We start from the raw sequence: 24417 nt of genomic DNA on the forward strand, positions 1-24417 counted from the left end.
GATGGACGCCACCACAGCGATCAGTCTCGAAGGCCTCAACCTGCTCAATTACGGCCAGCAGGTGATCTGGCTGTCGCTGCGCATCGGCGGCCTGCTGCTGCTCTCGCCTTTTCTCGGCACCCAGGCGGTGCCGCGGCGCATCCGCTTGATTCTCGCGCTGGCGCTGTCGGCTGCGATCGCACCGCTGGTGCCGGCGCCGGCCATCCAGGCCAACATCAATGCGGAGACCGTGCTGGCGGTGGCGCGCGAACTCGCGATCGGCGCCTCGCTGGGCTTTCTGATGCGGCTGGCGCTGGAAGCCGTGGCGATGTGCGGCGAGCTGGTGGCGCAGGGCATGGGCCTGTCGTTCGCGCAGATGATCGACCCCATGCGCGGCGTGCAGAGCGGCGTGGTCGCCCAGTGGTTCACCGTCGTCGCCGGCCTCACCTTCTTCGCTGTCGATGCGCATCTGGCCCTGCTCGGCGTGGTGTTCGAGAGCTACCGCGTGCTGCCCGCCGGCGCCACGCCGGTGGCGATGTATACCCTGCTCGATGCCATCCCTTCGTTCGCCGGCATCATTTTCCTGGCCGGCGTCAGCCTGGCCCTGCCGATCATGATCGCGATGATCACCGTGAACATCGCCTTCGGCGTGATGGCGCGCACCGCACCCTCGCTGAACCCGATTCAGATCGGTCTGCCGTCGGCCCTGCTGGTCGGCTTCGTGCTGATGATCGCGCTGTTGCCGCATCTGCTTGAGCCGCTGCGCGCGCTGTTCGAACAGGCCCTCACGGTGGGCTCCGGGCTGGTGCAGTGATGGCCGGCGAAGACGAAGGCGAAGACAAAACCGAAGAGCCAACCCAGAAACGGCTCGACGACGCGCGCAAGGAAGGCCAGGTCCCGCGCTCGCGCGAACTGGGCGGCGCGGCCATGCTCGGCATCTGCGTGCTGATTCTGTTCGCCACCGGCGGCCACCTCACCGCCACCGCCGGCGCCTGGCTGGACCGCGCGCTCTCGCTGCCGCGCGAACAGGTGCTGCGGGGGGATCCGGTGGCGCACGTGGGCGAGCTGCTGTTCGGCCTGTTCTGGCCGGCACTGCCGCTGATGCTGGCCGGCGCCATCGCCGGCGCGCTGGCGCCGCTGGTGCTGGGGGGTTTCAACTTCAGCACCAAGGCGCTGGCGCCGAAGTTCAGCAAGCTCGATCCGATCGCCGGCGTCAAACGCATCTTTGGCACCGAAGGCTTGCTCGAGACCGGCAAGGCGATCCTGCGGGTGAGCTTGATCCTGCTGGTCGGCGTGTGGGTGCTGCATTCGCAGCTGCCCGAGCTGATCAGCCTGATCAACGAGCCGCTGCCGCGCGCGGCGGCGCACGGCGGGCGCATGGCCCTGGTCCTGCTGGGCGCACTGACCATCGCGCTGATCTTCGTAGGGATCATCGACGCGCCCCTGCAGCTGTGGAACCACCGCCGCCAGCTGAAGATGACCCGCAAGCAGCTGATGGACGAGTTCAAGGAAAGTGAGGGCAGCCCCGAGCTCAAGGCGCGCGTGCGGCAGGTGCAGCAGGAGATCGCCAACCGCCGGATGATGGAAGCCGTGCCCTCCGCCGACGCGATTCTGGTCAACCCGACCCACTTCGCGGTGGCGATCGTCTACGACGGCCAGAAAATGCGCGCGCCCAAGGTGGTGGCCAAGGGCGTCGATCTGATCGCCGTGACCATTCGCGAACTCGGCGAGAAGCACAAGGTTCCGATCGTCGAATCGCCGCCGCTGGCACGCGCCTTGTATCGGGAGTGCGAGATCGGCCAGGAAATTCCGGTGCGGCTGTATGCGGCGGTGGCCCAGGTGCTGGGCTTCGTCTACCAGCTGAAGCACTGGCGCCGCCACGGCGGCGCACGCCCGACGGCGCCACGCGTCGAGGTCGAGGAAAACCCCGAAGCCGTTCCACCCTCCGACGACAAGGACGCCTGATCCATGGCCGAGCCGGCCACCGCCAGTCGCAGCAGCCAGCTGATGGGCATGCTGCGCCAGGGCCTCGGCGCCCCGCTCATCGTGCTGGTGATGATGGCGATGATCGTGGTGCCGCTGCCGCCGTTGGCGCTGGACGTGCTGTTCAGCTTCAACATCGCGATCTCGCTGGTGATCCTGCTGGCCGTGCTGTACGTGCAGCGGCCGCTGGAGTTCTCGGTGTTCCCCAGCATCCTGCTGATGGTGACCCTGCTGCGGCTGGCCTTGAACGTGGCCTCGACCCGGGTGGTGCTGCTGCACGGGCACGAAGGCCCGGATGCTGCCGGCAAGGTCATCGAGTCGTTCGCCGCTTTCGTCATCGGCGGCAACTTCGCGGTCGGCTTCGTGGTGTTCGCCATCCTCACCATCATCAACTTCGTGGTGGTGACCAAGGGTGCCGGCCGCGTCTCGGAAGTGTCGGCCCGCTTCATCCTCGACTCGCTGCCCGGCAAGCAGATGGCCATCGACGCCGACTTGAACGCCGGCCTGCTCTCGCGCGAAGAGGCCATGCGCCGGCGCGAAGAGGTGCGCGAGGAATCGGACTTCTACGGCTCGATGGACGGCGCGTCGAAGTTCATTCGCGGCGACGCCATCGCCGGCATCCTGATCCTGTTCATCAACCTCATCGGCGGCTTCGCCATCGGCATGGCCCAGCACGGCCTGTCCGCAGGCGAAGCGGCCGAGATCTACACCCTGCTGACCATCGGCGATGGCCTGGTCGCGCAGATCCCCGGGCTGCTGGTGTCGACCGCCGTGGCGATCCTGGTGACCCGCGTCTCGCGCTCGCAGGACATGAGCGGCACGGTGATGAACCAGCTGTTCGGGCAGTACAAGGCGCTGGCCATCGCCGCCACCCTGCTGGGCGTGGTCGGCCTGGTGCCGGGCATGCCCAACTTTGCGTTCCTCAGCTTGGCCGCGGTGCTCGGCTACGCCGCCTGGGTGCTCTACCGGCGCAGCCTCGCGCCGGCACCCGCTGCCGTGGCCGAAGAGGCACCGAAGCCGGCGGCACCGACGGAGCTGAGCTGGGACGACCTGTCGCCGGTCGATTCGCTGGGCCTGGAAGTGGGCTACCGGCTGATTCCCCTGGTCGACCGCGCGCAGGGCGGCGAGCTGATGGCCCGCATCAAGGGGGTGCGCCGCAAGCTCACCCAGGAGCTGGGCTTTCTGATCCCGCCGGTGCACATCCGCGACAACCTGGAGTTCTCGCCCGGCGCCTACCGCATCCTGCTGCACGGCGTGCCGATCGGCGCTGGCGACATTCTTCCGGACCGCGAGCTGGCCCTGAACCCGGGGCGCCTGCCGGTCAACATCGACGGCGTGCCGACCCGGGACCCGGCCTTCGGCCTCGATGCGCTCTGGATCAGCCCGCTCAACCGCCGACAGGCTGAAGCGCTGGGCCTGACCGTGGTCGACCCCGCGACGGTGATGGCCACCCACGTCTCGCACCTGGTGCGCCAGCATGCGCCCGACCTGCTGGGCCACGAGGAGGTGCAGCAGCTGCTGACGGCACTTGGACGCAGCCATTCGAAGCTCGTCGAAGATTTGACGCCAAGAACCCTTCCGCTTTCCGTCATCGTCCGCGTCCTGCAGAACCTGCTGACGGAGAAAGTGCCGATCCGCCAGCTGCGGCGGATCTGCGAAGCCCTGCTCGAACATGGCCCGAACACCCAGGACGCCGCGCAGTTGACCGCTGCCGTGCGCGCCGGACTGGGCCGTTTCATCGTCCAGGAGATCAACGGCCTCGCCCCCGAACTGCCGGTCTACACCCTGGCCCCGCCGCTGGAACGGGTGTTGCAGGAGTCCGTCAGCGGCAACGGCGCCGCGCTGGAACCGGGACTCGCCGAACGCATGCACCAGTCGCTGCTGGAGTGCGTGAAACGGCAGGAAGCGGTCGGCGAGCCCGCCGTGCTGCTGGTGCCGGGGCCGGTGCGATCGCTGATCGCCAAGCTCACCCGCACCGGGATTCCCGAGCTTCATGTGCTGGCCTACCACGAGGTGCCGGACGACAAGAAGCTCAAGCTGGTCGGCAACGTCGGCTGAGGTGATCGCCCTGCGGGGCAGGCGCCCAGCGCGGCATTCGAGTCCACGAGTACAGGCGGAAAGCGCTCATGAAGATCAAACGGTTCTTTGCCCAGGACATGCGCACCGCGCTGCGTCTGGTGCGCGAGGAGCAGGGCCCGAATGCGGTGATCCTGTCGAACCGTCGCGTCGAGGGCGGCGTCGAGGTGGTCAGCGCCACCGACTACGACGAGTCGCTGGTCCAGCAGTCGCTGACGGCCGCACGCCGCGCCGCCGAAGCGGCCAGCGAAGCACCGGCCGCCGCTGCGGTTGCGGTCGCGCCTGCGCCCCGCACCGAAGCGCCACGCGCGCCCAGCGCCCTGATCAGCCCGCCGGCGCCCCCGCCGCCGCCAGACCGTCTGCTGCCGCCGCAGGCCGCGCAAGTCGCGGCGGTGGCGCGAGCGGAAGCCATGAACCCGCGTGCACCGGCTGCCGTGTCCGTCGCACCGGCGCCGCGCACGCAGCTGGCTGCAGTAGAGTCACCACAGCGGCCGATCACCGCCATCGACCAGGTCGAGCGCGCGGCCGCGCGCCGACTCACCCGCATCCCCGACCAGGTCGCCCAGCTCTGCGTGGAAGACCCGCAGATCGCCGAGATGAAGCGCGAGATGGCGCTGCTGCGCGACAGCCTCAAGAAAGAGCTGGAGCGCTTCTCCGACCAGCGCATGCGGCTGTCGCCGGCGCGCGCGGCGGCCTTCGAGGAGCTCGCCGGCTACGGCTGCGATGAGGGCTTCGCTCGCGGCATCGTCGAGCGCATCCCCGCCGACCTCGATCCGCAGCGCGCGCGCGGACTGCTGCTGGGCCAGCTCGCGAAGTCGCTGCGCGTCTGCGAGGACGAGCCCATCGCCCACGGCGGCGTGGTCGCCCTGGTCGGCCCGACCGGCGTCGGCAAGACCACCACCCTGGCCAAGCTGGCGGCGCGCTACGCCGCCCAGCACAGCGCCCGCGACGTCGCCCTGGTCACCACCGACGGTTTCCGCATCGGCGCCCGCGAGCAGCTGTTCACCTACGGACGCCTACTCGGCATGCCGGTGATCGAAGTCGCCAACCCGGGCGAGCTGGGCGAAACCCTGGACCGCCTCGGCGACTACCGGCTGGTGCTGGTCGACACCGCGGGGCTCTCGCACCGCGATCTCGCGCTCGGCGCGCAGCTGTCGGCGCTGGCCAAGCTGCGCCACGTCAATACCCAGCTGGTGCTGCCGGCCAACACACACGCGGACGACCTCGACGAAGTGGTGCGCCGCTTCGGCATCGCCCGGCCGCGCGGCGTCGTGCTGAGCAAGGTCGACGAGACCGGCCGCCTGGGCGCCGCGCTCGGCGTGACCGTGCGCCACGGCCTGCCGATCAGCTACCTCACCGACGGCCAGCGCGTGCCCGAAGACATCCACCGCGCCGAGGCCCACCGCCTCGCCCTGCGCGTGACCGAGCAGCGCCGCGGCAGCAGCCACCTGCACGAGGAGATCGAGCATGTCGCAGGGTGATGCCCGCGCCGATGCCCCCATGGACGATCAGGCGCAGGGCTTGCGCAAGCCACGGGTGAAGCCCGTGCGGGTGATCGCCGTCAGCGGCGGCAAGGGCGGCGTCGGCAAGACCAGCGTGTCGGTCAACCTCGCTGTGGCCCTGGCCGATGCCGGGCGCCACGTCATGCTGCTCGACGCGGATCTCGGCCTGGCCAATGTCGATGTGCTGCTCGGCCTGTCGCCGCGCTTCACCCTGGCCGACGTCATCGAAGGCCGCTGCCAGCTGCAGGACACGATTCTCGAAGGGCCGCACGGGCTCGCCGTGATTCCCGCGGCCTCAGGCAAGCGCGCGATGGCCGAGCTGTCGGCGCCCGAGCAGGTCGGCCTAATCCGCGCGTTCTCCGAGCTCGATCGCGAGGTCGACGTGATGGTGGTCGACACCGCCGCCGGCATCCACGAGAGCGTGCTGACCTTCGCCCAGGCCGCGCAGGACGTGATCCTGGTGGTCTGCAACGAACCGGCCTCGATCACCGACGCCTATGCGCTGATCAAGGTGCTCTCGCGCGAGCGCGGCGTGAACCGCGTGCACATCCTCGCCAACATGGTGCGCAGCCCGGCCGAAGGGCGCGAGCTGTTCGACAAGCTCTCGCGCGTCACCGACCGCTTCCTCGACGTCACCGTCAGCCTGCTTGGCATCATTCCCCACGACGAGTGGCTGCGCCGCGCGATCCAGCGCCAGCAGGCGGTCGTCGAGGCCTTTCCGGCCTGCCCCTCCGCGCACGCCCTGCGCGGCATCGCCCGTCGCATCGACCAGTGGAGCGCGCCCAGCGGCCCGCGCGGCCCGGTCGAGTTCTTCGTGGAGCGCCTGGTCGCTCCGCCCGAGGCGCATGTGTGATGTCGCAGGCGGAAGCCGAATACCGCGCGGTCCGCCGACCGGACGCCAACGAGACCGTGGCCCAGCACGGCACCCTGGTGGCGCGCATCGCCCACCACCTGGTGGCGCGACTGCCGGCCAGCGTTGACGTCAACGACCTGATCCAGGCCGGCATGATCGGCCTGATCGAAGCCTCGCGCAGCTACGACGCAAGCCAAGGCGCGGCCTTCGAAACCTATGCCTCGATCCGCATCCGCGGCGCCATGCTGGACGAGATCCGGCGCGGTGACTGGGTGCCGCGCAGCGTGCACCGTCGCGTGCGCGAACTGACCGCCGCCACGGCCGCGATTGAACAGAGAACCGGCCGCGCCGCCCGCGACGTCGATGTGGCGCAGGCGATGCAGATTCCGGTCGAAGAGCTGAACCGTCTGCTCGAAGATGCCTCGCGCGGGCAGGTGCTCAGCATCGATGCGCATGCGGATGAATCGGGCGAACTGCGCCTGCCGACCAGCACCGCCGCCAGCTCGGCGGCCGTGGGCGTCGAGCGCGAGGCCTTCGCCAACGACCTTGCGGCAGCGATCGGCAAGCTGCCCGAGCGCGAGCAGCTGGTGATGAGCCTGTACTACGAGCAGGAGTTGAACCTGCGCGAGATCGGCGCGGTGCTTGGCGTCACCGAATCGCGGGTCTGCCAGTTGCATGGGCAGGCTCTGGTGCGCCTGCGCTCCCGCCTAGCCGACTGGATCCAGGATCCCGTCGAAGCCGACTGACCCCGTCCCTACCCACGATCCTCTCCTGACGAGCCGTCTCCCATGGACAAGAACATCAAGATCCTCATCGTCGATGACTTCTCAACGATGCGCCGGATCGTCAAGAACCTGCTCAACGACCTCGGCTTCCAGATCACCTCCGAAGCCGAGGACGGCAACAGCGCGCTGGCGCACCTGCGTTCAGCCCCCTGTGACCTGGTGATCACCGACTGGAACATGCCGGGCATGACCGGGATCGAGCTGCTGAAGTCGATCCGCACCGACCCCAAGCTGGCGCATCTGCCGGTGCTGATGGTCACCGCCGAAGCCAAGCGCGAACAGATCATCGAAGCCGCGCAGAGCGGGGTGAACGGCTACATCATCAAGCCGTTCACCGCCCAGACCCTGCAGGAAAAGCTGCAGAAGATCTTCGAACGCATGGGCAGCGCCGCATGAACGCTTCCGCAGCAGAGCGCGAGCACCTGCTGCACCTGATGCATGCGGCGCTGGGCGCACTCGAACAGGGTGACGACACGCTCTACCGCAGCTGCATCGAGTCGCTGGCCCAGTGGCGCTCGCGGCCGATCTACGCCGCCATCGACCGGCTGGCCCGCGAGTTGACCGGCGCCTTGGCCAAACTGCCGATCGACGCGCGCCTGGGCGCGCTGGCGGGCGAAGAGCTGCCGGATGCGCGCGCGCGGCTGAGCTTCGTGGTGCAAACCACGGAGGAGGCCACCCACCGCACGCTCGATCTCGTCGAGGACTGCCGCAACCGCATCGACATGCTGCGCAGCCAGGGCCTGGACTCGGCCGTCGAGAACGAACTGATGAGCGTGCGCAGCAATCTGTCGAGCATCGCGCTGGCGCAGGAGTACCAGGACCTCACCGGCCAGACCATCAAGCGCGTGGTCGGCCTGGTGCAGCAGGTCGAGCAGGCGATCGGCAAGATCAGCCATGCGCTGGGCATGCCTGAGCAGCGCCGTGACACCGGCATCGAAGCGCAGGGCCCGGCCCTGCCAGGCATCGACCGTCATGGCGTGAGCCAGGACGACGCCGATGACCTGCTGGCCGGTCTGGGACTCTGACGGGCACTCTGACATGAGCGGACACGACGACATCGCCGCGGACTTCCTGGTCGAGGCCAGTGAGATTGCCGAGCGCCTGGGGGATGAGCTGGTGCAGCTGGAGATCCAGCCGCAGGACACCAATCTGCTGAACGCGATCTTCCGCGGCTTCCACACCATCAAGGGCGGGGCCAGCTTTCTCAACTTCTCCCCGCTGGTAGAGCTCTGCCACGGCGTCGAGGAACTCTTCGACCTGCTGCGCAAGGGCCGCCTCGCGGTCGACGGCGAGCTGTTCGACCTTGCCCAGGGCGCGCTCGACCATCTCTCCGGCCAGCTGGCCGCGCTGCGCGGCGGCGCGCCAGCGGAGCGTGCCTCCGAACACCTGTTGAACGCGATCCGGATCGCTGCCCTGCCGGATGCGAGCGCTCCGACCGCGCCCGCACCCGCCAAGCCCGCGCCGACGCCGGCCGCCACGCCAGCGAAAGCCAAGACGAACGGCAGCGAGAGCATTACCGAGGACGAGTTCGAAGCGCTGGTCGACATGTTCCAGGCCGCGCAGCAGGTGCCGGCCGGCAAGCCCACGCCGCTGCCGAAAACGCCGGTGCAGACGCCGACGCCGCGCCCATCCGCCGCGCCCGCGCCACCGTCGCCCGCAGCCGCGAGTGGCGCCGCAGCCAAGGCCGCGCCGCCGGCCGAGAGCAGCGTGCGCGTCGACACCAAGCGTCTCGATGGGCTGATGAACCTGGTCGGCGAACTGGTGCTGGCGCGCAACCGTCTGAAGGCCTTGCGTCGACGCACCCGCGACGAGGACATGGAGCGCGCTGTCTCCAACCTCGACGTGGTCACCGCACGCCTGCAGGCCGAGGTGATGCGCGTGCGCATGCAGCCGGTCGGGCGCGCGTTCTCGCGCTTCCCCAAGGTCGCGCGCGATGTCGCCCGCACGCTGAAGAAAGAAGTCAACGTCCAGCTGATCGGCGAAGACACCGAGCTGGACAAGAACCTGGTCGAAGCGCTGTCCGATCCGCTGATCCACCTGGTGCGCAATGCGATCGATCACGGCATCGAAGCGCCCGACCGCCGCGAGTCGATCGGCAAGCCCCGCGCCGGCACGCTCAAGCTGTCGGCGCAGCAGGAGGGCGACCACATCGTCATCATCGTCGCCGACGACGGCGGTGGCATCGACCCCGACATGCTGCGCACCAAGGCGCGCGAGAAGGGGCTGATCGATGCCGACACCGCAGCCAGGCTTTCGCCCACCGAGGCGCTGCAGCTGATCTTTCTGCCGGGCTTCTCGACCAAGGAGCAGGCCACTGATATCTCCGGCCGCGGCGTCGGCATGGACGTGGTCAAGAGCAAGCTGGCCGAGCTGAATGGTCAGGTGCTGATCGAATCCACCCGCGGCGAAGGCACCCGCTTCGTGATCCGCGTGCCGCTGACGCTGGCGATCCTGCCCACGCTGATGGTGACCGCTGCGGGTCGGCCCTACGCGCTGCCGCTGTCCAACGTGCTGGAGGTGTTCAAGTATCGGGAGAGCCTGGTGCGCTTCATCGACGGCCACGAGGTGCTGGACCTGCGACAGCAGACCTTTCCGCTGGTGTTTCTGCGGCGCTGGCTGGGCAAGCCGGTCTCGACCGAGGACGCGGGCGTGGTGGTGGTGCAGACGCAGAACCGCAAGCTCGGCATCGTGGTCGACCAGGTCCGCGGGCGCGAGGAAGTGGTGGTCAAGCCGCTGCCGCAGTCGCTGCGCGGGCTCACCGGATTGGCCGCCGCGACGATTACCGGCGACGGAAATCTGGCGCTGATCCTCGACATCGCCGGCCTGCAGAACGCGGTCTAGGCCCCACGCCGACCGCCTCGCCACGCTGCCGATGATCTCCCCACCCTCAAGCCCCGAGCGCCAAGGCCGCTAGCGTTCCGCATGGATATCCTGAGTGTCATCGGCATTGTGCTGGGCCTCGTCGCCATCATCGGCGGTGCGGTCGCGAAGGGTGCCGGCCTGTCCTCGCTGTGGTCGGCGGCGGCCTTCATCATCGTCATCGTGGGCACGCTCGCCGCCATCCTGGTGCAGACGCCCATGCGGACCTTCCGCCGCGCGCTGCAGATCTTCGTGTGGATCGTCAAGCCGCCCGAAGATCCCGGACGCCAGCTGCTCACCCAGATCGTCAACTGGAGCACGCGCGCACGCAAGGACGGTTTGCTCGGGCTTGAGAACGACATCGGCAAGCTGTCCGACCCGTTTCTGCGCAAGGGCCTGCAGATGCTGGTCGACGGCAACGAACCCGACACCCTGCGCAAAGTGCTGGAGATCGATCTCACCAGCCAGGAGCAGACCGATCTGGCGGCCGCCAAGGTGTTCGAAGGCATGGGCGTCTATGCGCCCACGTTGGGCATCATCGGCGCGGTGCTGGGCCTGATGGCGGTCATGCAGAACCTCGCGGACCCGTCCAAGCTCGGCGTGGGTATCGCGGCGGCGTTTACCGCGACCATCTACGGCATCGCCTCGGCCAACCTGTTCTTCCTGCCCGTCGCGGCCAAGCTGAAGTCGGTGATCCGCCAGCGCGCGCGCACCCGCGAGCTGGTCATCGAAGGCCTGATTGCGATCGCCGAGGGCGAGAATCCGCGCAATCTCGAATCGCGCCTGCAGGGCTACCTGCCGTGAGTCGCCGCCGCGCCCGTGGCGGCCGCGGCGCGCCGCTTGCAGGGTAGGCCCGCACCTGCCGCCTGCGAGTCGCCATGGGCCGTCGACACAGCCACGAAGAGCACGCCAATCACGAGGCCTGGGCGATTCCCTACGGCGACCTCGTGACCCTGCTGCTGGCCTTTTTCGTCGTGATGTACTCGATTTCCTCGGTCAACGAGGGCAAGTACCGGGTGGTGTCGAACTCGCTGTCGGAGGCCTTCGGCGGCCCCGGCAAACATATTCTCCCGGTGCAGTTCGGCGAGCTGCAGCCCGACGGAGCCCGGCTCGATGCGCGCTCGATCATCGGCAGCCAGCTGCCGATGGGCCTGGTCGCCGAACGGATCGCGCAAAGCCTGCCCGAGGAGGAGCGCCAGCGCTGGCTGGACCAGCGCGCCCGCGAGAACGCTCTGCAGCAAGGCCGCTCGCGCGACGCGCTGTCGGCCATCGCAAGCGATATCGAGCAGGCGCTCGACACCCTGATCCTCGAAGACATCGTGCAGGTGTACCGGCGGGGTGACTGGCTGGAGGTCGAGATCAAGTCCGACATGCTGTTCGCCTCCGGCTCGGCGGCGCCACGTCCGGAAGCCTTGGCCGCGGTCACCCGCGTCGCCCAGGTGCTGCGCGACGCGCCCAACCTGATCCGCATCGAAGGCCATACCGACAACGTGCCGATCGCGACCGCGCTGTTTCCCAGCAACTGGGAACTGTCGGCGGCGCGCGCGGCCAGCATCGCCCGCGTGCTGGTCGGCTCCGGCGTGGCCCCGGGCCGGCTCACCGTGGTCGGCTACGGCGAGTTCCAGCCGGTGGCCGACAACCTCAGCGAAGGCGGCCGCAACGCCAACCGTCGCGTCGTGCTGGTGATCCTCGCCCGCAGCGACGCCGAAGACGCACTCACCCCCCCGCAGGAGGGCCCGTAAGCCATGCGCACCTGGTGCATTGCCAACCAGAAGGGCGGCGTCGGCAAGACCACGTCCACGCTCGCGATCGGCGCCTGTCTGGCCGAGCGTGGATTCCGCACGCTGATGGTTGATCTCGATCCTCACGCCTCGCTCTCGCGCTGGCTGGAAGTTCCTGAGGATCCGCCCCCGCCCGGCGTGTTCGAACTGTTCGCCGACGTGCCGCCGCCGCTGGTAACGCTGGCCACGCCCAGCGGCCAGCCGGGGCTCGATCTGCTGCCCGGCCAGCCGGGGCTGGCCACGCTGGAGCGGCAGAGCGCCACGCGCCAGGGATTGGGGCGCGCGCTGGTCCGCGCTTTTGCCGGTCAGCATCGCTACGACTACGCCCTGCTTGACTGCCCGCCGACGCTGGGCGTGCTGATGGTCGCCGCGCTGGCCGCCGCCGATGCGCTGATCATTCCCACGCAAACCGAACCGCTGGCTCTGCATGGGCTGAACGCGATGCTGCGCACCGCCGAGATGGTGCAGCGCTCGCGCCGCGCTCCGGTGCCGGTGCGCATCGTGCCCACCCTGTTCGACAAGCGCACCCGCGCTGCCGTCGACAGCCTCGGCGAGCTGCGCAACCGCCACGGCGAGGCCGTGTGGGATGAAGAGATCCCCGTCGATACCCGGCTGCGCGAAGCCAGCCGGCAGGCGCTGACGCCGTCATCGCTCGGCGCCAGCGCGCGCGGCGCCAGCGCCTACATGCGCCTGACCGACTGGCTGGTGACCGCTGACCTGAAGGCCGCCGCCGACGCCCCCACCCGAGGCAGCACGCCATGAACGGCAAACCCACACTGGACGATTACTTCGACGCCCTGCTCGGCGAGCCATCCGCGGCAGCCGAGCCCGTGGTCGGCCCTTCAGCGGCCGCTGCAGGGCCGGAGCAGCCGGCATCGCCACCGCCGCAACCGCCGGCGCAGACCGACGCGCCGCAGGCCGCCGCAGCGCCCGCTGCCGCTGCCGCTGCCGCTGCCGCAGTCGTCAGCGCACCGCTCGGCGCGCCGCTCGACGAGCTTGAGGCCGTGTTCGAACAGGCCCACGCCGAAGCCAAGGCGGCCGGCGTGTTCAACCAGGCGCCCAGCACACCCGCACCCGCCGCGCCGCTGGGCGATCCCCTCGACGAGCTTGAGGCCGTGTTCGAGCAGGCCCATGCCGCGGCGAAGGCCTCTGGCGTGTTCAACCAGGCGCCCACCACAGCCGCGCCCGCCGCGCCGCTGGGCGATCCCCTCGACGAGCTTGAGGCCGTGTTCGAACAGGCCCATGCCGACGCCAAAAAGGCCGGTGTGTTCCAGCAGACGCCTGCCGCCCCGCCCAAGAGCGCGGGCAACAGCGAGCTGGACGAACTCGAAGCCGCCTTCGAGGCGGCGGCCGAAGCCGCTCGCAGCGCACGTCAGGCGGCTGTGGCGGCCGCGCCCCCACTGCCCAGCCGTGCGCCCCTGCCGGGCCCCGCCGAGGTGCCGCCGCAGCACGGCGTGCTGAAGCCGCAGCTGGCCAAGCGCAGCGAAGCCATGCGCCGCCGGCTTGCGCGCCGGCGCCAGGTGGAGGTGTCCGAAGACGCCCCGATCGCGGTCGAGAAGTTCCACCGCTGGCTGCGCTTCCAGATGGGCGGGCAGAGCTACGCCGTCGAGCTGCTGAAGGTGCAGGAAGTGCAGCGCGTGCCGGACATCCTGCCGGTGCGCGGCGCGTCGTCGCACGTGATGGGGGTGATGAACCTGCGCGGCCAGATCATCGCGGTGATTGATCTCGGCGCCTGCATCGGCCTTCCGCACGAGCCGCTGACCGAAGCCTCGCGCGTGATCGTGCTGGAAACCGAAGAAGAAACCGTCGGGCTGCTGGTCAGCGCGGTGGCCGAAGTGATCTCGCTGTCCGAGCGCGCCGTCGAGAACCCGGTGAGCTCGATCCCCGCCCTGCCCCGCGAAGCCCTGATCGGCATCGCCCGCCACGGCAGCCACATGAGCGTGCTGCTGGATGCGACGGTCTTTCTTCGGTGAAGCGGGGATTCGGGATTCGGGATTCGGGATTCGGGATTCGTTGAAGCAGGCCTCGCCGCGCCATGCCTCCCGGCCAGCCCGGACGGCCGAGCGCCCGTTACCCCAAGCCTCGCGTGCGCACGCTCCTCCGAATCCCCAATCCCTAATCCCCAATCCCCGCTCTCAAGCGCCGCAATCCCGTCACAGACCGCCCGGCACGCCACTTGCCTAAGCATCGTCACGGGCTACCGCGGTTCGCGGCAGACCACGCATCGAGGCCCTGAGCACCGCCATGAGCACGATCCAGATCCCCGAAGACCTCGGCATTGAAGCCGCTGAGCCCCTGTTGGAACAGCTGCGCGGTGAGGCCAAGGGCAAGAAGCCGCTGAAGCTCGACGGCAGCAAGGTCAATCGCCTGCACGCGGCCTCGCTGCAGGTGCTCGCCGCCCTGGTGCTGCAGCGGCGTGGCGCCGGGCTTGAAACCCAGATCGAAAATCCCTCGGACGAGTTCAAGGCCGCGGCGCGCATCTGCGGCCTGGGCGGCCTGTTCGGTTGGTCCTCCCCCTGATACGCATACGGAGTACGCGCAATGAGTGGTGCACGCATTTTGGCCGTGGATGATTCCGCATCGATGCGGCAGATGGTCGCTTTCGCGCTGCGTTCCGCCGGCTGGGAGGTCGAAGAGGCCGAAGACGGCGTGGTCGCACTGGAGAAGGCGAAAGGCGCGAAGTTCAACTGCGTCGTCGCTGACGTCAACATGCCGAACATGGACGGCATCACCCTGATCCGGCACCTGCGCCAGCTGCCCGACTACAAGTTCACGCCGCTGCTGATGCTGACCACCGAGGCCGGCATGGACAAAAAGCAGGAAGGCAAGGCCGCCGGTGCCACCGGCTGGATCGTCAAGCCTTTCGACCCCGACCAGCTGATCGCGACCATCCGCAAAGTGATGGGGTGAGGCCGCCATGCCCATCGACATGAAGCAGTTCCAGGCGGTCTTCTTCGCCGAAAGCCGGGAAGGCCTCGATGCAATGGAGTCCGGCCTGCTCAGCCTGGAGTCGTCGGGCAACGATCCGGACACGATCAACACCATCTTCCGCGCGGCCCACTCGATCAAGGGCGGCGCAGCCACGTTCGGCTTCTCCGCGATTACCGGCACAACCCATCTGCTGGAGACCCTGCTCGATCAGGTGCGCGCGGGCAAGCGGGAGATCAGCCCCGAGCTGTCGGACGCGCTGCTGGCCTCGGTCGACGTGCTGCGCGACCTGCTGGTGGCCGCCGAGACCGGAGACCCCGACGACACAGCCCCCTGCGCCGAGCTCAACCGCCGCCTGTCCGCCCTGCTTGAAGCCGGTGCTCCGGCCGCAGCGGCGCCAAAGGCGGCAGGCGCACCGGCAGCCGCCAGCGCGGCCCCCGCATCGAGCGGCTGGCGCGTCAGCTTCGCCCCCCATCCCAATCTGTTCATCACCGGCAACGACCCGCTGCGCATTCTGCGCGAGCTCGATCGCCTGGGTGGGCTGACGTCGGAATGCGATGCCTCGCAGCTGCCCGCGCTCGACGCCCTGGAGGCAGTGACCTCGTACCTGCGCTGGACCCTGACCCTGCCGGCCAGCGTCAAGCAGGCGGCCATCGCCGACGCTTTCGCCTGGGTCGAAGACGAGTGCGACCTCAGCATCGAGGCGATGACATCGGCTGCGCCTGCACCTGCGCCCGCCGCACCCGCGCCTGCGCCCGTCGCCGCACCCGCAGCTCCGGTCGCGACCGCCGCTGAAGCGCTGCCGGTGCCGGCCAAGAGCGCCGACATCGTGCCGATGCCGCAGGCCGGCGAGCGCAAGGACATCGCCAAACCAGGCGCAGCGGGCGCCAAGGCCGAGCGCCCTGCGGCCGAGGTCGACAGCTCGATTCGCGTCAGCATTTCCAAAGTGGATGCGCTGATCAATCTGGTCGGTGAGCTGGTCATCACCCAGGCCATGCTGCGCCAGCAGTCGCACAGCCTTGACCCGAGCCAGCACGAGAAGCTGCTGAACGGCCTGACCCTGCTGGACCGCAACACCCGCGACCTGCAGGAAGCGGTGATGAGCGTGCGCATGCTGCCGGTGGAGTTCGTGTTCTCGCGCTTCCCGCGCATGGTCCGCGACCTCGCCACGCGACTGAGCAAAAAGGTCAACCTGCGCACCTTCGGTGAGGGCACCGAGCTGGACAAGGGCGTCATCGAACGCATCGTCGACCCGCTGGTGCATCTGGTGCGCAACTCGGTCGACCACGGGCTCGAAACGCCCGAAGAGCGCGAGGCTGCAGGCAAGGATCCGGTCGGCACGGTAGAGCTGGGCGCCTCGCATCAGGGCGGCCACATCGTCATCGAAATCACCGACGACGGCCGCGGCCTCAACCGCGAGCGCATCCTGCGCAAGGCGATGGAGCGCGGCCTGCCCGCCCATGAAGGCATGGCCGATGCCGACGTCTGGCAGCTGATCTTCCACCCCGGCCTGTCGACCGCTGAACAGGTGACCGACGTGTCGGGGCGTGGCGTTGGCATGGACGTGGTGAAGTCCAACATCTCCGAGCTGGGCGGCGAGATCGACATTGAAAGCCACCCCGGCGAGGGCACCCGCGTCACCATCCGACTGCCGCTGACACTGGCCATCCTCGACGGCATGACCGTTGCGGTGGGTGGAGAAACTTTCGTCCTGCCGCTCGGCTACGTCATCGAAGCCATGCAGCCCGATCTGCAGGAGATCCGCAGCGTGCACGGCAGCGGCAAGGTGCTGAAGGTGCGCGGCGACTACCTGCCCCTGGTCAATCTGGCCGAGTTCTATCGCCTGGGCGATGCGCGCCTGGATGAGAGCAGCCTGGTCGTGGTGGTCGAAGGCGCCGGCCGAAAGCTGGCGCTGGTGGTCGACGAGCTGCTGGGCCAGCAGCAGGTGGTCGTCAAGAACCTCGAAGCCAACTACCGACGTATTCCTGCCGTGTCGGGGGCCACCATCCTGGGCGACGGCCGCGTGGCCCTGATTGTCGACATCGGTGGCCTGGTTCGAGCGCTGGCCACCAGCGCCGCGGCCTGAGGCCGCCTCGCCGCTTTCCCACGGTGGCCGCAGCGCGATCGCTGCGGCGCCCCCGCAGCCGGGAACCGAACGCATGGCACACCCTGCAGTCACTCGAATCGCCGCCGCGCTCCGCGCGGCCCGCGAGCGGCTGATCCCCACCGCCCGACGCGCCTGGCAGCGCCTGCGCCAAGGCGGCCTGGTGCGTCAGGCCTCGACGCTGTTCCGCAGTTCGCTGGGCTTGCGGCTGGCCACCGTGGTCGCTGCGGGCGTGCTCACGGTGCTGGCCAGCACCACCCTCGTGGTCGGCTGGCGAGCCGCAGGCGCGCTGACCCAGCGCTCGGTGGACCAGCTCGATACCGCGCTCGACGTCGGCGAACGCCTGCTCGCCACCTACGACAACACCCTGCGGGACAGCGCCAGTCGCATGTACGACACCTTCCTCGCCTTCCTGCCCGAGGAAGACGTCGAACGCATGGATGACGAGATGCATGCGGCTGGCGAGCTCGAGCTGCCCGCGCTGTACATGGGCGAGACCCTGCTGAACGGCAATGACGACCCGGTGGACCGCTTCGAGCTGGCCACCAACGGCGTCGCGATGATCATACAGCTTCATGAAGGGCGCTTCGTTCGCATCAGCACCAACCTGCGCGACGACTCCGCATTCCGAGCCATCGGCAGCACGCTGCCCGAGGATCATCCGGCCCATGCGGCCCTGCTGGCCGGCGAAAACTGGAGCGGCCAGGTCGATCTGTTCGGCACCAACTACATCGCTTACTACAGCCCGGTCAGCTACTTCGACCCCTCCACCGGCGCCAGCGACGAGATCGTCGCGGCGTTCGGGGTCGCCTTCGACTACGCCGAGACCCTCGAAGCGCTCAAACAGTCGCTGAGCGAAACCGAACTGGGCGTCGACGGCTACTTCATCGCGATCAACGTGCGCGAAGGCGAAAGCTTCGGCCTGATCGAGCTGCACCCGGAACTGCAGGGGCAGCGGATCGCCGACCTGGAGGACGCCGATCTGCGCGCCGCGCTCGAAGCACTCGCGACGGGCGATGTCGAGGAGGAATATCGCTTGGACCTGAAGTCGCGCAGCGGCGAAGCGCAGACCATGGTGGCCAAGGTCCGCGACTTCCCAGCCTTTGGCTGGCGTCTGGTGGCGCTGGAGTCGCGCAGCGCGGCCATCAGCGCGGCGCTGGGCCTGCTCAGCACGATGTCGGTGCTGGCGGTGCTGGCGCTGGCCTTTCTGGTGCTGGGCCTGCGTTGGATCGCGCGCCGTCTGGTCACCGAACCCCTGGGCGAGGCCGTGCAGGCGGTCGAAGCCGTCGCCTCCGGCAACCTCGACGTGGCGCTGCGCACCGACCGCGAGGATGAAGTGGGTCGCCTCTATGGCGCGATGACCCGCATGAGTGCGCAGATCAAGGAACGGATGGAGGCCGAGCGCCGCATCGCGAAGCAGAATCTGGGCATTCGTCTCGCCCTCGACCAGGCCAGCGTGGGCGCCCTCATCGCCGACAACGAGCTTCGCATCGGCTACGCCAACCCGGTGGCGCAGCGGCTCCTGGCCCAGCGCGCCGAAGCGATCCGCGCGGTCACCCCGGACTTCGACCCGGAGGCCCTGATCGGCAGCCCGCTGTCGGTGTTCTCCGACGGCCGCACCGATGTCGGCGCGTTCGCGGCCGGGCTGAGCGGATCGCAGCGCCGCGAACTCAGCTACGGCGAGGTGGTGCTGGAGCTCAGCCTGTCGCCGGTGCGCGATGAACAGGGCGAGGCCCTGGGCCTGGTCGCGGAATGGCAGGACCGCACGATCGAGCGTCAGATCGAGCGCGAAGTGGCTTCGGTGGTCGGCGCGGCCGCCGGCGGTGATCTGGCCGTGCGCATGCAGGCCGAGGGCAAGAGCGGCTTCTACGCCCTGTTGGCCGGCAGCCTCAACCAACTCATCAGCAAGGTCGACCTGGGCATTCGCGAGATTCGCGAAGTGCTGGGAGCGCTGGCCCACGGCGACCTCTCGCACACCATCGATGTGCAGATGGACGGCGTGTTCGGCGAGATGACGTCGGATACCAACGCCACCATCCAGCACCTGCGCGAGATCGTCGGCCAGATCCAGGCCGCGGCCGACAGCATCAACACCGCCGCGGGCGAAATCAGCGCGGGCAACATCGACCTGTCGAACCGCACCGAACAGCAGGCGGCGTCGCTGGAGCAGACTGCGTCTTCGATGACCGAGCTGACCGCCACCGTGCAGCAGAACGCCGAAAGCGCGCGTCAGGCGAATGTGCTGGCCGCTGGCGCCGCAGAGGTCGCCGTCAAGGGCGGCCAGGTGGTGGATGGCGTGGTGCGGGTGATGGGCGAGATCAGCACAGCGTCGAAGCAGATCGGCGACATCATCGGCACCGTCGACAGCATCGCCTTCCAAACGAACATTCTGGCGCTGAACGCCGCGGTCGAGGCCGCTCGCGCCGGTGAGGCCGGACGCGGCTTCGCCGTGGTCGCCACCGAAGTTCGCGCACTCGCGCAGCGTTCGGCCGACGCCGCCAAGGAGATCAAGCAGCTGGTCGGCAACTCGATGGACAAGGTGGGCGCCGGCGCTCGCCTGGTGAACGACGCGGGCGCCACCATGCAGCAGATTGTGCAGTCGGTGAAGCAGGTGACTGACCTGATCGCCGAGATTTCAGCAGCATCGGGCGAGCAGTCCCGCGGCATCGAAAAGGTCAACCAGACGGTTGGCCAGCTCGACGAAATGACCCAGCAGAACGCGGCCCTCGTCGAAGAAGCGATGGCTGCCGCGCGTTCGCTGGAGGACCAGGCCCAAGACCTCGTACAGTCCGCTGCGGCTTTCCGCCTACCCAGCTAGCCCCCATACACGGAGACTGCATGCATGAGCACCGATATCGCCAAGGCCACCGCGGCCGCCACTGAAGCCCATGCCGGCATCGGCGATGAGTACCTGACCTTCAGCCTCGGCGATGAGGAGTACGCCGTCGACATCCTCAAGGTGCAGGAGATCCGCGGCTACGAGAACGTCACGCGCTTGCCGGATTCGCCGAACTTCATCAAGGGCGTCATCAACCTGCGCGGCGTCATCGTGCCGATCGTCGATCTGCGGCTGAAGTTCGAGTTGGGCCACGCCAAGTACGACGAGCTGACGGTGATGATCATTCTGAATCTCGGCAGCCGCGTGGTCGGCATCGTGGTTGACAGCGTGTCCGATGTGGTGCGTCTGCCGGCGACCGACATCAAGCCGTCGCCGGATCTCGGCGGCGCCGTCGATACGCGCCACCTGAAGGGTGTCGCCACCGTGGCCAATCGCATGCTGCTTCTGCTCGACATCGAGCCGATGATGCTGGGCCGCGACATGTCCCTGACCGACGCCGCAGCCTGAGGGCCGCTTGCGCGGCGGCTTGGGGCCGCGCATGCCGCCGCCGAGCCGCGGCCCGCGCAGTTCACGCACCACCCCTCAACCGTCCACAGCGCCCATGCCGCCAGGCGGCCGGGCGCAGGCCTACGTCGCATCGGTGTGAGCCCCACTGAGGGCAATCGCGGCACGCCATTCGATGTGGCGCGGCGCCTGAGTACGACGGCGTTGCGCACGCCCATCCTGGGCGTAGTCTTCGCGGCGCGAGGGCGGCACCCAAGGCAAGACGGATCACGTCCATCCTGGCCTCAATCCGTGGTCACCAGTCCAGCACAGGTCCAGACTCGTTCGGCCGCCACGCGGCGACGCTGAGATCTTCAGCGTTGCCTCAAGGCGACGCTCTCGCAGACAGCATCTACGCTCCGCCTCTCGACCATCGCACGCCGATGTGTCAACGCGACGCCGCACGCGATAGCGCGAGCAGAAGCAGCGGCAGCGCCTGCGCCTGCGGCTGCGGCTGCGCCAGAGTCGATGCGTGGGCATCCGCTTGCAGCCGCGGCACTTACGCGCAGCTCGGGCACGGCGCGGCTGCGCAAGCCTCGCGAATCCGTCAGCGCATCAGCGCAACGTCAAGGCGCAGCTCTTGCACTAGCAGCGCAGGCACACCAGACCCCGACGAGGCGCGCACGATGAAGAGCCCCCTTTCGCTGCTGAGCCTTGCGCTGTGCGCAGGCCTCGGCTGTTCAACTGTGCAGGCCCAAGCGCTGCCCCAAGGCTGGACACTTACGCCCACACTCAGTGCCAACTACGACTGGCTGCGCGTGGATGAAGACACGCGCAGCTTTCCCGACGCGCGCGACTTCCGCCGCGCGCGCATCGGCGTCACGATCCGCTCCGGCGAACGCTGGCAGCTGCGCGCCGAGCATGATGTTGAAGAGCGCACGGCTCCGGAAGCCAGCCTGCAGATCTTTCTCAGCGGCGGTCGACACCTGCGCTTCGGCCAGTTCAAGCATCCCTTTCTGCTCGACGATGTGATCAACGAGCGGCAGACGCCGCTGATGGAGCAGTCGCTGGCCACCACCTACGCGGTGGCGCGACGACTCGGCATCGCTTACGGGCAGTCGGACGAGCGGCACAGCTTCGATATCTCGCTGTTCGACAAGCGGCTTGACGGTCGCTTCGAGGGCACGGGCTTGGCAGCGCGCTACACGCGCGTGCTGCGCCGCGACAGCGCGGGGCTTCTGCATCTGGGCGCCTCGCTCGCGCTGGACGATCCACGCGCGGACAGCGCGCGCTGGAGCACCCGTCCAGAGTCGGGCATCGCAAGCGTGTCCCTGGTGGATACCGGCACCTTTGCTGGTGTTGATACCAACCAGCGCTTCGCGGCCGAAGCGCTGTGGCTGCACAACGCGTGGTCGATCCAGGCCGAGCACGCCATCGGGCGCAGCACGCGCTCCGGCCTCGGCGACTTCAGCTCGGACGCGAGCTATGCCCTGCTGAGCTGGTCGCCCACCGGCCACGCCCGCAGCTACAAGTCCGGCGTGGTGGGCTCACCGAAGGCCGGCGAGGGCGAGACGCCCTGGGAGCTGTTCGTCCGCTACAGCCGGGTCGACCTGGACGACGCGCCGGTGCTGGGCGGCGTCGAGCGCGACTGGACGGCCGGCGCCACCTGGTACGTGCACCCGAACGTGCGCCTGCTGGCGAACTACACCCACGTCGACAGCCGCCGCCGCGGCGTGGTCGACAACCCCGATCTGTTCCAGTTCCGGATTCAGTTGACCTACTGAACGGACGCCGCCGCCGAGTCCAAGCTTTGTCACCGCAAGAGCCGCCATCCCAGGGATCGCGGCAAGGAGCCCCCCAATGATGCGTTGGTTCAACAATCTGTTCATCGGCCGCAAGCTGACGATCGCGTTCGCTGTGCTCACTTCACTGGCCGTGCTCATCGGCGGGTTCGGCATCAAGGAGCTGCGCGACGAGAGCGCGTTGATCTCCGATCTGACCGAGCGCGCCCTGCCGGCACGCACGGCGCTGCTGGAGCTGCGCGGCATTCTCGGCGAGTACCGCACCTTCGAAGTGGCCCAGCTGGGCTACCAGGGCCAGGCGGCCGAGCTGGCGGACTATCGCAATCGCACCACCGGCCTGCGCACTGACTTCGACAGCACGCTGGGGCGCTATGAGGCCCTGATCCGCAGCGACGCAGAGCGCGCTCTGTTCGACAAGATCAAGGCGGCGGGTGCCGCCTACTTCGGTGCAGGCACCAAGATCGCCGCGGCGATCGACGCGGACGACTTCGATACGGCGCGGGCGATCTCCGGCGACGAAGCGCGACCGCTGCGACGCGCCCTGATGGACGAGATCAAGGCGCTGATCGAAGAGACCAGCGGCCAGCTGGATGCACAGGTGGCCTCGGCGCAGGAAGCCGCCAGCGCCGCAACCTACCAGCTTGGCGGCGGCATGCTTGCGATCGCCGCTTTTGCCGCGGTGTTCGGCTGGAGCATCACCCGCGCGATCACCCGACCGTTGGAACAGGCCACCCGCGCCGCCGAAGGCATCGCCCGCGGCAAGCTCGATCAGGTGATCCGCGCCGAATCGCGCGACGAGTCCGGGCAGCTGCTGGCCTCGATGGCCGAAATGCAGAAACAGCTCAACGCCGTCCGCGAGGCGCAGCGGCTGCTGGCCGAGCAGCATGGAGCCGGCATGCTCGATCAACGCATCGATGTCAGCCGCTTCACGGGAGATTTCGCGCGCATGGCGGAAGAGGTCAATGCCGTGGTCGACGGCCATGTGAATGCGCAGCGTCGTATGGCCGAGGTCATGGGCTTCTACGCCGAGGGCGACTTCAACCACGACATGGATCGTCTGCCGGGCCAGCAGGCGGCGATCTCCCTGGCGATGGATACGGTCAAAACCCGCCTGGGCGAGATCAACGCCGCCATCTCCGAGCTGTCGACCGCAGCCAATCGCGGCGACTTCAAGACCCGCGGCGATGCCGGCCGCTTCCAGCACGATTTCCGCCGCATGGTAGAGGGCCTGAACTCGCTGATGGCGACCACCGACACCCAGCTCACCGGCATCTCGGTGCTGCTGCGCGCGCTCGCCGAGGGCGACCTCACGCAGCGCCTCGAGAGTCAGGCGCAGGGCGTGTTCGCGCAGATCCGCAGCGACGCCAACCAGATGGTCGACCGACTGCGCAGCATCATCGGCGAGATCAAGGCCTCGTCCGCGACCGTGCGCTCCGCCGCAGGCGAAATCGCCGCCGGCAACGCCGATCTGTCGGTGCGCACGGAGCAACAGGCCGCCTCGCTGGAAGAAACCGCCGCCAGCATGGAAGAACTCACCTCCACCGTGCGCGGCAATGCCGAGAACGCGCGCAGCGCGAACCAGCTCGCGATCGGCGCCGGCGATGTCGCCGAGCGCGGGGGACAAGTCGTGCGTCAAGTGGTCGACACCATGGGCCAGATCAACGCGCAGTCGCGCAAGATCGAGGACATCATCGGCGTCATCGACGGCATCGCTTTCCAGACCAACATCCTCGCCTTGAACGCCGCGGTCGAAGCTGCGCGCGCCGGCGAACAGGGCCGCGGATTCGCCGTGGTCGCAGGCGAAGTGCGCACACTGGCGCAGCGCTCGGCGGCCGCCGCGCGCGAGATCAAGGGCCTCATCTCCGAGACCGTGCAGCGCGTGGGCACCGGCAGCCAGCTGGTCGACTCCGCCGGCGCCACCATGGCCGAGATTCTGTCGGCGGTGAAGCGCGTCACCGACATCATGGGCGAGATCAGCGCGGCGTCGGCCGAGCAGACCTCTGGCATCGAACAGGTCAGCGCCACCGTCACCCACATGGACGAAGCCACCCAGCAGAACGCCGCCCTCGTCGAAGAAGCCACCGCGGCGGCACGCGCGCTCGAAGATCAGGCCACGCGGCTGGCGGAGAACGTGGCGAGGTTCAGGCTTTGACGATCGGGATTCGAGATTCGTGATCGGGGATTCGCAAAAGCGGGGCGTGGCGAGGTCGAGACAGGCGCATCACTTGAACGTCTGAGGGGCCGCAGTGAGGTTTAGGCCCCAAGGTCCGCGATTCGAGATTCGTCAGAGCAGCTGGTCGAGGACGTCGCGCGAGCGCTTCGCGTTTTGCCCCGAGCCGAGCTCACGAGCCGCAGCGGTCTGGATCACAGCCGCCCCCTGCTCCAGCGAATCCCCAAATCCCCAATCCCGAATCCCAGCTTCACAGGCACAGGCCTTGCCTCC

20 protein-coding genes are annotated in these 24417 nt (G+C 68.6%); all 20 read left to right on the top strand.

Annotation, left to right across the window (positions count from 1 at the left end; all coding sequences use genetic code 11):
• The first annotated feature begins 1 nt into the window (after position 1).
• The 20 genes from fliR (at position 2) to H4O13_12090 (ending at position 24126) form a co-directional block, all read left to right on the top strand.
• A complete protein-coding gene (fliR, locus tag H4O13_11995; protein MBE5316108.1) occupies positions 2–793 on the top strand; it encodes a flagellar biosynthetic protein FliR in 792 nt (263 codons plus the stop codon).
• Positions 793–1944 carry a flagellar biosynthesis protein FlhB gene (flhB, locus tag H4O13_12000; protein MBE5316109.1) on the top strand — a complete coding sequence of 384 codons (1152 nt, stop codon included), beginning with the start codon at positions 793–795 and terminating at the stop codon, positions 1942–1944. Before fliR ends, flhB begins: the two co-directional genes overlap by 1 nt.
• Before the next feature lie 3 nt (positions 1945–1947).
• Positions 1948–4020, top strand: a complete 2073-nt coding sequence (gene flhA / locus H4O13_12005) for a flagellar biosynthesis protein FlhA (GenBank protein MBE5316110.1) — start codon at positions 1948–1950, stop codon at positions 4018–4020.
• Positions 4021–4088: 68 nt separating this feature from the next.
• Positions 4089–5519, top strand: a complete 1431-nt coding sequence (gene flhF / locus H4O13_12010) for a flagellar biosynthesis protein FlhF (GenBank protein ID MBE5316111.1) — start codon at positions 4089–4091, stop codon at positions 5517–5519.
• Between the two features lie 19 nt (positions 5520–5538).
• Complete coding sequence (locus H4O13_12015; protein MBE5316112.1) at positions 5539–6393, top strand: MinD/ParA family protein; 855 nt, start codon at positions 5539–5541, stop codon at positions 6391–6393.
• Positions 6393–7139 (top strand): RNA polymerase sigma factor FliA, encoded by a 747-nt coding sequence (locus H4O13_12020; protein MBE5316113.1) that lies wholly within the window; start codon positions 6393–6395, stop codon positions 7137–7139. The genes H4O13_12015 and H4O13_12020 overlap by 1 nt, the downstream gene beginning before the upstream one ends.
• Before the next feature lie 42 nt (positions 7140–7181).
• Entirely contained in the window at positions 7182–7574 is a 393-nt protein-coding gene (gene cheY / locus H4O13_12025; GenBank protein MBE5316114.1) for a chemotaxis response regulator CheY, read from the top strand.
• Positions 7571–8203 carry a protein phosphatase CheZ gene (locus H4O13_12030; GenBank protein MBE5316115.1) on the top strand — a complete coding sequence of 211 codons (633 nt, stop codon included), beginning with the start codon at positions 7571–7573 and terminating at the stop codon, positions 8201–8203. The genes cheY and H4O13_12030 overlap by 4 nt, the downstream gene beginning before the upstream one ends.
• 13 nt (positions 8204–8216) lie before the next feature.
• Positions 8217–10019 carry a chemotaxis protein CheA gene (locus tag H4O13_12035; protein MBE5316116.1) on the top strand — a complete coding sequence of 601 codons (1803 nt, stop codon included), beginning with the start codon at positions 8217–8219 and terminating at the stop codon, positions 10017–10019.
• 81 nt (positions 10020–10100) lie between these two features.
• Positions 10101–10841, top strand: coding sequence for a flagellar motor protein (locus H4O13_12040; GenBank protein MBE5316117.1), 741 nt, complete (start codon positions 10101–10103; stop codon positions 10839–10841).
• Positions 10842–10915: 74 nt separating this feature from the next.
• Entirely contained in the window at positions 10916–11779 is an 864-nt protein-coding gene (motD, locus tag H4O13_12045; protein ID MBE5316118.1) for a flagellar motor protein MotD, read from the top strand.
• 3 nt (positions 11780–11782) lie between these two features.
• On the top strand, positions 11783–12580 hold the full coding sequence (locus tag H4O13_12050; protein ID MBE5316119.1) for a ParA family protein: 798 nt from the start codon (positions 11783–11785) through the stop codon (positions 12578–12580).
• Positions 12577–13791, top strand: a complete 1215-nt coding sequence (locus H4O13_12055; protein MBE5316120.1) for a chemotaxis protein CheW — start codon at positions 12577–12579, stop codon at positions 13789–13791. The genes H4O13_12050 and H4O13_12055 overlap by 4 nt, the downstream gene beginning before the upstream one ends.
• Positions 13792–14062: 271 nt before the next feature.
• On the top strand, positions 14063–14338 hold the full coding sequence (locus H4O13_12060; protein MBE5316121.1) for an STAS domain-containing protein: 276 nt from the start codon (positions 14063–14065) through the stop codon (positions 14336–14338).
• 21 nt (positions 14339–14359) lie between these two features.
• A complete protein-coding gene (locus H4O13_12065; GenBank protein ID MBE5316122.1) occupies positions 14360–14728 on the top strand; it encodes a response regulator in 369 nt (122 codons plus the stop codon).
• A gap of 7 nt (positions 14729–14735) precedes the next feature.
• The gene (locus H4O13_12070; protein MBE5316123.1) at positions 14736–16832 is read left to right on the top strand and encodes a chemotaxis protein CheA; all 2097 of its coding nucleotides are present in this window, start codon (positions 14736–14738) and stop codon (positions 16830–16832) included.
• A gap of 73 nt (positions 16833–16905) precedes the next feature.
• Positions 16906–19668 (top strand): Cache 3/Cache 2 fusion domain-containing protein, encoded by a 2763-nt coding sequence (locus H4O13_12075; protein ID MBE5316124.1) that lies wholly within the window; start codon positions 16906–16908, stop codon positions 19666–19668.
• Between the two features lie 24 nt (positions 19669–19692).
• The gene (locus H4O13_12080) at positions 19693–20196 is read left to right on the top strand and encodes a chemotaxis protein CheW (GenBank protein MBE5316125.1); all 504 of its coding nucleotides are present in this window, start codon (positions 19693–19695) and stop codon (positions 20194–20196) included.
• Positions 20197–20858: 662 nt separating this feature from the next.
• On the top strand, positions 20859–21956 hold the full coding sequence (locus tag H4O13_12085) for a hypothetical protein (GenBank protein MBE5316126.1): 1098 nt from the start codon (positions 20859–20861) through the stop codon (positions 21954–21956).
• Between the two features lie 76 nt (positions 21957–22032).
• Complete coding sequence (locus tag H4O13_12090) at positions 22033–24126, top strand: MCP four helix bundle domain-containing protein (protein ID MBE5316127.1); 2094 nt, start codon at positions 22033–22035, stop codon at positions 24124–24126.
• Positions 24127–24417 lie beyond the last annotated feature (291 nt).

This window comes from Lysobacterales bacterium, from assembly GCA_014946745.1.
Classification (GTDB): domain Bacteria; phylum Pseudomonadota; class Gammaproteobacteria; order Xanthomonadales; family Xanthomonadaceae; genus Aquimonas.